A 12,175-nucleotide genomic window follows, 5' to 3' on the forward strand; every position below is an offset into this window, starting at 1 on the left:
TCTAAATTAGAAAGGCTTTGTTTGTATTGTAAACTATTTGATTAGTGATGTAACTCTTCCTCGCCTTCTTTTAAAGGTACGTTTTGAGGAACAAAATCTACATCGTGACCTGGCTTATTATAATCATAAGACCAACGGTAAACATGAGGAATTTCACCTTCCCAGTTCCCATGGATATGCTTGATTGGTGCCGTCCACTCTAATGTAGTTGATCTCCAAGGATTCTGAACTGTTTTCTTACCAAAGAAAATACTACTAAAGAAATTATATAAATACACCAACTGAAATACACCTCCAACTAAAGCAAAGATGGTAATAATCACGTTCACATCAGCTAAATCATCAAACAATGGAAAGTTAGAGTTTGTATAATAACGTCTCGGTAAACCGGCCATTCCAATAAAGTGCATAGGGAAGAAAACGCCATAGGCACAAACGGCTGTTACCCAAAAATGGATATACCCTAGATTCTTATTAAGCATACGTCCAAACATTTTTGGGAACCAATGATATATTCCTGCAAACATACCGTATAATGCTGATATACCCATTACCAAGTGGAAGTGAGCCACTACAAAATAAGTATCATGTACATTAATATCTAAAGCACTATCACCTAAAATAATACCTGTTAGACCTCCTGTAATAAATGTTGAAACAAAACCAATAGAGAATAGCATAGCCGGGTTCATCTGGAGATTACCTTTCCATATGGTTGTTATCCAGTTAAAAGCTTTTACCGCTGATGGTATAGCAATTAATAAGGTTGTAAATGTAAATACTGAACCAAGGAATGGATTCATACCTGAAATAAACATGTGGTGACCCCAAACGATGGTTGATAAAAATGCAATTGCTAAAATTGACATAATCATCGCACGATATCCAAAAATTGGTTTTCTAGAACTAGAAGCCATAATTTCAGAAACTAATCCCATTGCAGGTAGGATTACAATATATACTTCAGGGTGTCCTAAAAACCAGAACAAATGTTCAAATAAAACTGGAGAACCTCCTTGATAATGTAATACTTCGCCTTGAATAAATATATCAGAAAGGAAAAACGATGTTCCAAAGCTTCTATCCATGATTAATAACAACGCAGCAGATAATAATACTGGAAACGATACCACACCTATAATGGCTGTCACGAAAAATGCCCAGATTGTTAAAGGTAGTCGTGTCATGGACATACCTTTTGTACGTAAGTTTATAACCGTAACAATATAGTTTAGCGATCCTAATAATGATGATGCAATGAAAATAGCCATTGACACTAGCCATAGCGTCATACCCATTCCAGATCCACCTTGAGCCATTGGTAATGCAGAGAGCGGAGGATAGATTGTCCAACCTGCAGCTGCTGGTCCAGCCTCAACGAAAAGCGAGATAACCATAACCACACTAGACAGGAAGAATAACCAATAAGATACCATGTTCAAGAATCCTGATGCCATATCACGTGCACCAATTTGTAATGGAATTAATAAGTTACTGAACGTTCCACTCAATCCAGCTGTTAGTACAAAGAATACCATAATGGTACCATGTATTGTTACTAAAGCCAAATAAATATCCGCATCCATAACACCATCTGGTGCCCATTTTCCTAATAATGCCTCAAATAATACATTTGGCTCTTCTGGCCATGCAATTTGCATACGAAACATTAAAGACATTAATACACCTATAACACCCATAATAGTACCTGTAATTAGATACTGCTTGGCAATCATTTTATGATCCTGACTAAAAATATATTTAGTCACAAATGTTTCTTTATGATGATGTCCGTGATCGTCGTGTGCGTGAGTATCTGCGTGTGTTGACATAATCTTCTATATACTTTTTAAAACCGTTTTTTATTACTTAATTAAAGAATCTTTGAATTCTTTTTGTTCAGCTATCCAAGCGTCATATTCTTCTTGAGTCTCAACAATTATTTTCATTTGCATATTGTAATGCGATTTACCACAAATCTTATTACACAATAATAAATAATCAAATTCATAACGTTCTAACGCTTCTTCGCCTTTAGCTACTAGCTCTTTACTTTTTTCAGTACGAATACGATTAATGTTTGCAACCTTATCAATCATTTGTTGCGTTTGTCTCATTTCGGCTGTAGTTACTGTAGGAGTAAAACCAAATTGAGTAATCATACCTGGTACACAGTTCATTTGAGCTCTAAAGTGAGGCATATACGCTGAATGCAGAACGTCTTGTGATCGCATTTTAAACAATACTGGTCTGCCAACAGGCAAATGTAACTCTGTCGTGATTACATCATCTTGTGCATTAGGGTCAGATTCATCCAATCCTAGAATGTTAGCATTATCAAGATTTATAAGACGTACATTAGCCTTACCTAGTGTATTGTCGTTACCTGCATAACGTGCCTTCCAGTTAAATTGTTGGGCATATAATTCGATAACTAGTGGATCATCATCTTCATTAACATTCATTATGGTATTCCATGTGAATAAACCGTAAATGATTAATCCTGCTAAAACAATTACTGGTATAATAGTCCAAATAGCTTCTAAAGTGTTATTATCTGCAAAATACAAAGCTTTTTTGCCCTCTTCACCTCTATACTTAAAGGCAAAATAATGTAGCAAGTATTGTGTTATAGTTTGCACAATAAAAATAAGTATCATGGATATAACCATCAGGTTATCTAAACCTGGACCATGTTCAGATGCAGAATTGGACATTAATGGTAAATCACCCCATTTAACAAAACAGACAATTGTTATAGCATAAATGAAGATTAAGAAACCTATCATTAAGTAACCATTGATTCTGTTGTCATTATCATCTGCTACTTGACTATTTGATGCGCCTACTTGAGCTAAATCAAATATCTTTACCATTTGCCAAATTGCAATAGCGATAAAAAGTACTATTATAATTGATAAAAAAGCTGTCATTGTCTTTTCTCTACTTTAATTTAATATTAATAATGAAAGTGTTCACTTTCTTTAATAAATGGATTTCCTTTAGCCAATAATGGTGCTTTAGTTAATGCAGTAAACACAACGAACATAAACAAGCCAGCAAACAACATTATTGAACTTAATTCAGGAATACCAATATACCATCTATCACCAACAGTTGCAGGCATAATCATATTGAATACATCAATGTAGTGACCGCATAAAATAACGATACCAGCCATTACAACAAACCAAGGAATACGCTTATAATCACTGTTCATAAGCACTAATAATGGGAACACAAAGTTCATAACCACCATACCTAGGAACGGTAGTTTATAATCAGCAAAACGTGTTACAAAATAGGTAACCTCTTCTGGTATGTTTGAGTACCAAATAAGCATGAATTGTGAGAACCATAAATACGTCCAAAATATACTAATTGCAAACATGAATTTTGCTAAATCATGTAAGTGACTGTCATTTACAAATGGTAGCAAGTCTTTAGATTTTAAATACATGGTTATTAACGCTATTACAGTAATACCACTTACAAACATACTTGCAAAAACATACCATCCAAACAAGGTGCTAAACCAGTGTGGGTCAACACTCATAATCCAATCCCAAGACATCATAGATTCAGTGTAGATATAGAATACTAAAAATCCAGCTGCAATTCTAAATGACTTTTTGAAATTTCTGTTGTCATTGATATCAGCATTATCTTGAGCAATTGAAAATTTACGAGCAAAATGTCTGTATAAACTCCATCCTGCTATAAAGATTAGACCTCTGATTATAAACCATGGTAAATTTAAAAAACTTGATTTACCTTGTATTAACTTGTCATGTTCTACAACTTCTGGATCCATCCAGATAAAAATATTATAATGACCAATAACTCCAGAAGCTACTGCAATACCCAATACAATTAAAGCACCAGGTAATACATAAGCTGTAATACCTTCCATAACTCGAAACAATACAGGTGACCAACCCGCTTGAGAAGCAAATTGAATAGCATAGAAAGCTAGAACACCTAAAGCAATCATAAAGAAAAAGAATGCAGCAACATACAATGCAGACCAAGGTCTGTTTGCAATTTGGTGTTGCACATGCTCAACATGTTCCGCATGTTCATCAGCCGCATGATGTTCAACATCTGCTAATGCATCATGAGCATTGTCTTGGTGCGTATTATCAGAATGATCTGTATCTCCTGCAACTACATGAGCTTTAGTTTCTGCTTCATGCCCACCACCATGATGTGAAGCTTCTTCAGCTAGCATGGTTTCAACCTCTTCAAAAGATTTATGAGATGTCATGAAACCATACACAACACCCAACGCTCCAATTAGCATTAGTGCGATAGAAACGGTCTTTAATTTTTTTGAGAATGTGTACATATCTATATATAAACTTTATCTATCTTATTTTTCTAATTTAGCTTTAAGGTCCAAGACATATGCCGTTACTTGCCAACGTTCCTCTTCGTTAAGTTGGTTTGCATAAGAACCCATGGCATTTTTGCCATAATAAATAGTGTGGTAAATACTTCCTGCATTAATGGCTCTTCCTGCGTCGTCATAACTAGGAATACCTAGTATTTTTTCACGCTTTACTAAATTACCCTGACCGTCACCTTTGTTTCCGTGACAGATACCACAGTAAATATCATACAGTTCTTTACCTTTAGCCATATCAACTTGCGTAGAATCTAAAGGATTTGTCAAAGTTTCTTTGGCTAAATTGTACCCTTCAGTAGTATTCTCTATTTCAAAAGGCGTATAACCTCTTGGAATTGTTCCTTCAACAGGTAATTGTGCTTCCCATCCACTTCTAAAAGCGTCTGACTCGGCGTAAGTCTCATAAGGTACAGGTTCATACATGTTAGGCATGAATTGATAGTTAGGTCTTGTATCTTTTTTACAGGATACAACAACTACTAATACTAATGCTATAACTGATATTTTTATTAAGCCTTTCATATTAATGTGCTTCATCTTTATCAACTAAATTAACTTCAACAGCTCCAGTTTCTTTTAATAAACTTGCTAATTCTGCTTCATTACCATGAATAGCAATTTCCATCAAGAAGTGGTCATCCGTTGTTCTTGGATCTGGATTTTCGGCTTTTTTAAATGGCCACATTCTACTTCTTAAATAAAATGTGATAACCATTAAATGCGCTGCAAAAAACACCGTTAACTCAAACATAATTGGAACAAAAGCAGGCATGTTCTCTATATAACTAAAACTTGGCTTACCACCGATGTTTTGTGGCCAGTCTTCGATCATAATGAAATTCATCATAACAATAGCGACAGTTAAACCAATACATCCATAAATAAATGAAGCAATAGCTATACGTGTTGGTTCCAAGCCCATAGCTTTGTCTAGTCCGTGGACCGGAAATGGTGTATATATTTCTTCAATGTGATATCTTTCTGACTTAACCCTTTTTACGGCTGACATCAATACATCATCATCAGTATAAATAGCGTGAATTACTTTTGAAGCTTCCATATGCTACTTTTAATTTTTTGATTCTTTATTATTCTCTCCAGATGTTCTTAAATCTGAACCTGTTCCAACTAAACTATCGCCACGCTCTCTTATTTTCTTGTAACGCTCACCTGATGATTTCAAGATAGTTTTTACTTCTGCTTGAGCAATTACAGGGAATGTTCTTGCATATAATAAAAACAATACAAAGAAGAAACCAATAGTTCCTATAAAAATTCCTATGTCAACAAATGTTGGTGAGAACATTGTCCAAGATGATGGTAAATAATCTCTATGCAATGATGTAACGATAATCACAAAACGTTCGAACCACATTCCTATGTTCACCACAATTGAAATAAAGAATGAGAACATAATACTTGTACGTAATTTTTTAAACCACATAAACTGTGGCGAGAATACGTTGCAAGTCATCATAGCCCAATATGCCCACCAGTAAGGACCTGTTGCTCTATTTAAGAATGCATATTGCTCATATTCTACACCAGAATACCATGCAATAAATAACTCTGTAATATAAGCTACACCAACTATAGAACCTGTAATCATGATTACAATGTTCATTAATTCAATATGTTGAACCGTAATATAATCTTCAAGGCTACATACTTTTCTCATAATAATAAGTAACGTATTTACCATGGCGAATCCAGAGAAAATCGCACCTGCAACAAAGTAAGGTGGGAAAATTGTAGTATGCCAACCTGGTATTACCGAAGTTGCGAAGTCAAACGATACAATGGTGTGTACCGAAAGTACTAGTGGTGTTGCTAAACCAGCAAGTACCAATGATACCTCTTCAAAACGTTGCCAATCTTTTGCACGACCAGACCATCCAAAACTTAATAATGAATAAATTTTCTTTTGGAAAGGTTTTACAGCTCTATCACGAATCATGGCAAAATCAGGTAATAAACCAGTCCACCAGAACACTAATGATACCGATAAATATGTAGAAATCGCAAATACATCCCAAAGTAATGGTGAGTTAAAGTTAACCCAAAGCGATCCAAATTGGTTTGGAATTGGTAATACCCAATACCCTAACCATGGACGACCCATGTGAATAATTGGGAATAAACCAGCTTGAACTACCGAGAAAATTGTCATCGCCTCTGCAGAACGGTTAATGGCCATCCTCCACTTTTGACGGAACAATAACAGTACCGCAGAAATTAGTGTACCTGCGTGACCAATACCAACCCACCAAACGAAGTTAGTAATATCCCAAGCCCAACCTACGGTTTTATTTAAACCCCAAGTTCCAATACCTGTTGAAATTGTATAAATAATACAGCCAATTCCCCAAAGGAATGCTACAAGACTTATAGAAAATACAATCCACCAAGATTTATTTGCTTTACCTTCAACAGGAGCTGCGACATCCACTGATACATCGTGGTATGATTTTTCGCCTGTAACTAAAGGTCTTCTAATAGGTGCTTCGTAATGAGACGCCATAATCTATTATAATTGTTTCTTAATTAATTTTTTTATGCTTCAGTTGTATTTCTCACTTTGGTATGATACTGAACGTTTGGTTTAGTACCCACACTTTCCAACAAGTGATACATACGGTCATCTTCTTTAAGTTTTGCAACTTTACTCTCTTTGTCGTTGATATCTCCAAATACCATGGCACCACTACTACAAGCTGCTGAACATGCTGTTTGGAACTCACCATCCTTAATTTCACGTCCATCACGTTTCGCATCAAGAATTGTCTTTTGTGTCATTTGAATACACATAGAACATTTTTCCATAACACCACGAGAACGAACCGTCACATCTGGATTTAAAACCATACGTCCTAAATCATCATTCATATGGTAATCAAACTCATCATTTTGAGCGTACAAGAACCAGTTGAAACGACGTACTTTATACGGACAGTTGTTTGCACAATAACGTGTACCTACACAACGGTTATATGCCATATGATTTTGCCCTTGACGTCCATGTGATGTTGCCGCAACTGGACAAACCGTTTCACATGGTGCATGATTACAATGTTGACACATTACAGGCTGGAAAGCAACTTGTGGGTTATCAGAAGGATTTTCCATTTCTCCTAAAGCAGTAGTCATGGCTAGCCCTTTTGTTTCGTCCTTTTTAGTATTATCACCATCAAAGGTTTCTTCAGATGAATAATATCTATCAATACGTAACCAGTGCATATCACGACTACGACGTACTTCTTCCTTACCAACTACAGGCACATTGTTTTCAGCGTGACATGCAATTACACATGCACCACAACCTGTACAAGCGTTCAAGTCTATAGATAAATTAAAATGGTGACCAATTGAACGATCAAATTCATCCCATAAATCAACATCTGGAGAAGTTACTGGAGTTTCTTTGTGATTTAACGAAACCACAGGAATAGCGTTCCAGTGTTCCTTATCCTTTGTATTGAAAATCTCTAGAGTTGTTTCTTTTATAATATCACCACGACCCATTAACGTATTGTGCAACTGCACACAAGCAAACTCATGCATACCTGCAGCAGGTGAGACACTAACGCTTTGAACGTTATTAAAATCGTGATATAATGTATAGGCATTAACGCCTGTTTTCATTTCTTCTTTTAAACCTGCCGTACGACCATACCCAAAAGATAAACCAACAGAACCTTTAGCTTGACCAGGTTGAATAAGTACAGGCACGTTTTTTAATGTTTTACCATTAACTGTAACATCAGCATAGCTACCATCTAAAGCTCCTGTTGCTACATGAATATTTTCAAGGCCTATTCTTTCAGCATCAGCTCTAGAAACGGTCAAATAGTTATCCCAAGATACTCTTGAAATTGGATCTGGAAATTCTTGTAACCATGGGTTATTGGCTTGTTGTCCATCTCCCATCCCAGTTTTAGAATATAACACCAATTCCATATCGCTAGGCGCAGTTGCACCAGCAAGAGAATTAGCAGCATTTCTTACAGAAATAGCTGAAGAAGCGGTATTTGATTCAGTTGAAACACTCGAATCATTTTCTTCTTCTTTGTCCTTTATTCCAACACCTTCGGCTACGTCATCAATAATACCTCCGACCCAAGTTTTATCTTTTGTTGTCTCACCTTCTAAAACATCTAAATCGTCATATTCGGCTGTATTACTAACAAAGAAACCATCGTGAAGTGCTTTATTGAAAGAACCTCCTCTTAAAATATCTTCGTTCCAGATTAATTTTATATAATCATGATAAGATTTACTCGTATTATTAGTCCATTTCATTAAACCTTCTTGAAATTGTCTAGTATCAAACAATGGACGAATAGCAGGCTGCATTAAACTGTAATGACCTGATTTCATTTCAACATCACCCCAAGATTCTAAATAATGTGGCGCAGCAGCAATATATTGACATTTTGATGATGTTTCATCAGCCTTCATGGAGAAAGCAATTGATAATTCTGTTTTTTCTAATCCAGCAGCAAATTCATCAGCATTAGGCAATGTATATAATGGATTTACTCCACTCATAATAACTGCACCAACCTTACCTGCATTCATATCAGTTATAAGTTGTGCTACTGCTTTGTCATTTCCTTGTCTCGTTTTTATTGAAGCTTCACTATTGAAAGCTGCACTATTTAAGTACTCATTGATTTCCAAAACAACTGCTTGGGCATTGACGTCTTGGATACCTGTAACAACAACAGCTTTCTTTCCTGCTTTTTTCAATTCAGATGCTGCCTTACTTACCGCTTGTGCAATATGTTCAGGCAAGTTAACTGAAACTGATTCTCCAACAACTTCACTATACAATTTAGCTAAAGCCAATTTTTGTTGTGTTGGTGTCATAGGCACACGCTTGTCAGCATTGGCACCTGTTAAAGACATATTAGATTCAAACTGAATATGGCGAGACATTTTACCATGATCTGGCACTCTATTTTTAGAATAACCCGAATCAAATCCGCCACCTTGCCAATCACCTAAAAAGTCAGCACCAACAGAAACAATAGTCATGGCCTTTGAAAAATCATAATCAGCTAGACCTCTTTTATTATATCGCTGTTGAAAAGCTTCTAAAGCAGCCGACTCGGATATAGCATCGTAAATCACATGATTTACATTTCCGTATTCTTCTTTAAAATCAGCTATTAAATTTCTAGTTGATGGGCTTGCATAAGTTTGCGTTAGCAACACAATTTGTTTACCAGAAGCTTTTAGGCTGTTTAATTTTTGAGTTGTTTGAGCATCAAAATCACTCCATGAAATAGGCTCGCCTTCTTTTAATGGACCTTGAACTCTTAAACTATCGTACAAACCTAAAACCGAAGCATTTACCCTAGCATTTGCACAACCGCTAGTAGCTGCCATGGTATTATTTTCAATTTTGATTGGACGACCTTCTCTTGTTTTAACTAAAACACTTGCAAAATCAAATCCGTCAGCTATAGTTGTAGCATAATAGTTGGCAACACCAGGAATAATCTCCTCTGGTTGCACTACATAAGGAATTGACTTAATAACTGGTCCTTCGCAGGCAGCCAAAGAAGCTGCAGCTGTACTAAAACCAACATATTTTAAGAAATCACGACGTGTTGTTTTAGAGCTTTCCAAAGAGTCTTTGTTACCTAAAAACTCATCCGTAGGGATCTCTTGAACAAATTCGTTTTGTTTTAGCGTCTCAACAACAGAGCTATTCTCGTTTAGCTCTTCAACACTTTTCCAGTATTTCTTGTTTGATGACATATTTATTACTAGTTATTAGTTGTTAGTTATTGGTTGTTAGATTTCTCTTCCACCATAACTACTTTTTCTTTATTAATAATGACACTTACCACATTCCAAACCACCCATTTGAGCAGCTGTCAATTGGTCTACTCCATATTTTTTGGATAATTCAGTATGAATTTTATCGTAGTATGCGTTGTCTTTTACATTTACATTTGTCTCTCTATGACAGTTGATACACCATCCCATAGTAAGTGGTGCATGCTGATACATGATTTCCATTTCTTCAACAGGACCATGACAAGTTTGACATTCTATACCAGCAACAGAAACGTGCTGCGAGTGATTGAAATAAGCAAAATCAGGCAAATTGTGAATTCTCACCCATTTAACTGGTTGCGTTTCACCTGTATACTTTTGCTCGGCATCATCCCATCCAACAGCTGCATAAAGCTTTTTGATTTCACCGTCATAAAATTCTTTACTATACTCTTCGGTAGCCGTTTCAGGTGCTACTTCGTAAATAGATTTATGACAATTCATACAAACATTCAAAGAAGGAATTCCTGAATGTTTACTTACTCGCGCTGAAGAGTGACAATATTTACAATCAATACCATTATCGCCAGCATGAATTTTGTGTGAATAATGGATAGGTTGAACCGGTTGGTAACCTTGATCAATACCAATCTGCATGAAATAGCCATAAGCAAAATAACCACTTGCTAATAATAGGAAAATGGCTGTTACCAAAACTAAAAACTGATTTTGAGCAAAAGCCTTCCATATTGGCGTACCTTTTGTTTCGGACACATCAACACCTTTAGCTTCAGCAAAACGGTTAAGTGTTTGTCTAACCAAAATAAGCGCCATAGCTAACAAAGCAAATAATACTGCTAATGCTCCTAGTATTAATTGATTTGAAATACCACCTTCTTGACTTCCACCACCTTCTTGTCCCCCTATTATTTTCTTTTCTACTGGTTCTGGAATATCTTCAGCTGTATAAGCAAGGATATGACTAATATCTTCATCTGTCAATTGTGGCATAGCAGTCATTGCTGCGCCACCATACTCATCATAGATTTTATTGGCATAAACATCTCCAGACTTTATAACAGCAGAACTGTTTCTAATCCATGCTGCTAACCATTCTCTATCCAATCCTTGCTCCTCTGAAAGTCTTTGCTCTACTTTTCGTAGTGCAGGACCTGTCATCTTCTTGTCTAATTTATGACAAGCAGCACAGTTTGCATTAAATAAAGATTTCCCTTTTGCCGGATCGCCTTCTTGAGCAGAAAGTGAGGTAGAAAACGCTAATAAAATAATTAAACTTAAACGGAGAATGTTCTTGCCTAATTTTCGGTGATTCACCTGTTTCATATTATTGGTTGAATTAACTTCTAAACTTTGGTATGATTTTTTCATTTAATAAAAGAAAAAAATACAATAATAAAATCTCATGCAAAAGTAACATTTAAAGTCGATTTGAGAAATGTTACAGAAGTGTTAATTGGTAATTTAGAGAAATTCTAAATAATAAAATACCCGAAGTTTTAGTTATTATCATTTACATTTGCATTAAATACCATTGAAAATGAAATTATTGACAGATATATTCAAAATAACTCTAGTTTTTAGTTTGGCTTTATTGACCACTAATTCTTTTGCACAACAAGGTGGTGTTACCATCAACCAAGATCAAGATTTAGTTAAATTATTAGCTTTAAAAAAGGACATGAACCTTTACGATAATGATTCTGACCGCTATAAAATTCAAATATATTCCGGCAACCGTCAAGATGCGGAAAAGGCTAAATCAAAAATCAGATTAAAAATGCCCGAATTACTTGCTACTTTAGAATTTGAAACACCAAATTATAAAGTTTGGGTTGGAAATTATCGAAGCAGATTGGAGGCGGACAGAAGTTTAGTTAAAGTTCAAAAAGAATTTCAAAACGCTTTTGTTTTTAAGCCTAAAAAAGAGAGAGATTAAAACAAAAAAAGCGACCAATTGGT

The 12,175-nt window shown here is 35.5% G+C and carries 8 protein-coding genes and 1 pseudogene; 1 reads left to right on the plus strand and 8 read right to left on the minus strand.

The window, feature by feature from the left end:
• Nucleotides 1–41 precede the first annotated feature (41 nt).
• The 8 genes and pseudogenes from C1S72_RS06325 to C1S72_RS06360 form a co-directional block, all read right to left on the minus strand.
• A complete protein-coding gene (locus tag C1S72_RS06325) occupies nt 42–1,832 on the minus strand; it encodes a cytochrome c oxidase subunit I (protein ID WP_104734791.1) in 1,791 nt (596 codons plus the stop codon).
• Nucleotides 1,833–1,865: 33 nt separating this feature from the next.
• The gene (locus tag C1S72_RS06330) at nt 1,866–2,933 is read right to left on the minus strand and encodes a cytochrome c oxidase subunit II (RefSeq protein ID WP_104734792.1); all 1,068 of its coding nucleotides are present in this window, start codon (nt 2,931–2,933) and stop codon (nt 1,866–1,868) included.
• 26 nt (nt 2,934–2,959) lie between these two features.
• Entirely contained in the window at nt 2,960–4,348 is a 1,389-nt protein-coding gene (locus tag C1S72_RS06335) for a quinol:cytochrome C oxidoreductase (protein WP_104734793.1), read from the minus strand.
• A 24-nt stretch (nt 4,349–4,372) separates the two neighbouring features.
• The gene (locus C1S72_RS06340) at nt 4,373–4,840 is read right to left on the minus strand and encodes a c-type cytochrome (protein WP_230401633.1); all 468 of its coding nucleotides are present in this window, start codon (nt 4,838–4,840) and stop codon (nt 4,373–4,375) included.
• Nucleotides 4,841–4,931: 91 nt separating this feature from the next.
• The gene (locus C1S72_RS06345) at nt 4,932–5,468 is read right to left on the minus strand and encodes a DUF3341 domain-containing protein (protein WP_104734795.1); all 537 of its coding nucleotides are present in this window, start codon (nt 5,466–5,468) and stop codon (nt 4,932–4,934) included.
• Nucleotides 5,469–5,507: 39 nt separating this feature from the next.
• A pseudogene (gene nrfD, locus C1S72_RS06350) lies at nt 5,508–6,929 on the minus strand (NrfD/PsrC family molybdoenzyme membrane anchor subunit); the annotation flags it as partial.
• A 32-nt stretch (nt 6,930–6,961) separates the two neighbouring features.
• Nucleotides 6,962–10,174, minus strand: coding sequence for a TAT-variant-translocated molybdopterin oxidoreductase (locus tag C1S72_RS06355; RefSeq protein ID WP_104734797.1), 3,213 nt, complete (start codon nt 10,172–10,174; stop codon nt 6,962–6,964).
• Between the two features lie 72 nt (nt 10,175–10,246).
• Nucleotides 10,247–11,539: a c-type cytochrome gene (locus C1S72_RS06360; RefSeq protein ID WP_104735808.1), complete on the minus strand. Its 1,293-nt coding sequence runs from the start codon at nt 11,537–11,539 to the stop codon at nt 10,247–10,249.
• A 214-nt stretch (nt 11,540–11,753) separates the two neighbouring features.
• On the opposite strand from C1S72_RS06360, the gene C1S72_RS06365 reads away from it, so the two are divergent.
• Nucleotides 11,754–12,152 (plus strand): SPOR domain-containing protein, encoded by a 399-nt coding sequence (locus C1S72_RS06365; RefSeq protein WP_104734798.1) that lies wholly within the window; start codon nt 11,754–11,756, stop codon nt 12,150–12,152.
• Nucleotides 12,153–12,175 lie beyond the last annotated feature (23 nt).

Source organism: Hanstruepera ponticola (assembly GCF_002940745.1).
Taxonomy (GTDB): domain Bacteria; phylum Bacteroidota; class Bacteroidia; order Flavobacteriales; family Flavobacteriaceae; genus Hanstruepera; species Hanstruepera ponticola.

Excerpts from the sequence above, each read along its gene's own strand:
- C1S72_RS06325 (WP_104734791.1), bottom strand. The coding sequence starts at position 1,832 with ATGTCAACACACGCAGATACTCACGCACACGACGATCACGGACATCAT.
- C1S72_RS06330 (WP_104734792.1), bottom strand. The coding sequence starts at position 2,933 with ATGACAGCTTTTTTATCAATTATAATAGTACTTTTTATCGCTATTGCA.
- C1S72_RS06335 (WP_104734793.1), bottom strand. The coding sequence starts at position 4,348 with ATGTACACATTCTCAAAAAAATTAAAGACCGTTTCTATCGCACTAATG.
- C1S72_RS06340 (WP_230401633.1), bottom strand. The coding sequence starts at position 4,840 with ATGCCTAACATGTATGAACCTGTACCTTATGAGACTTACGCCGAGTCA.
- C1S72_RS06345 (WP_104734795.1), bottom strand. The coding sequence starts at position 5,468 with ATGGAAGCTTCAAAAGTAATTCACGCTATTTATACTGATGATGATGTA.
- C1S72_RS06355 (WP_104734797.1), bottom strand. The coding sequence starts at position 10,174 with ATGTCATCAAACAAGAAATACTGGAAAAGTGTTGAAGAGCTAAACGAG.
- C1S72_RS06360 (WP_104735808.1), bottom strand. The coding sequence starts at position 11,539 with ATGAAACAGGTGAATCACCGAAAATTAGGCAAGAACATTCTCCGTTTA.
- C1S72_RS06365 (WP_104734798.1), top strand. The coding sequence starts at position 11,754 with ATGAAATTATTGACAGATATATTCAAAATAACTCTAGTTTTTAGTTTG.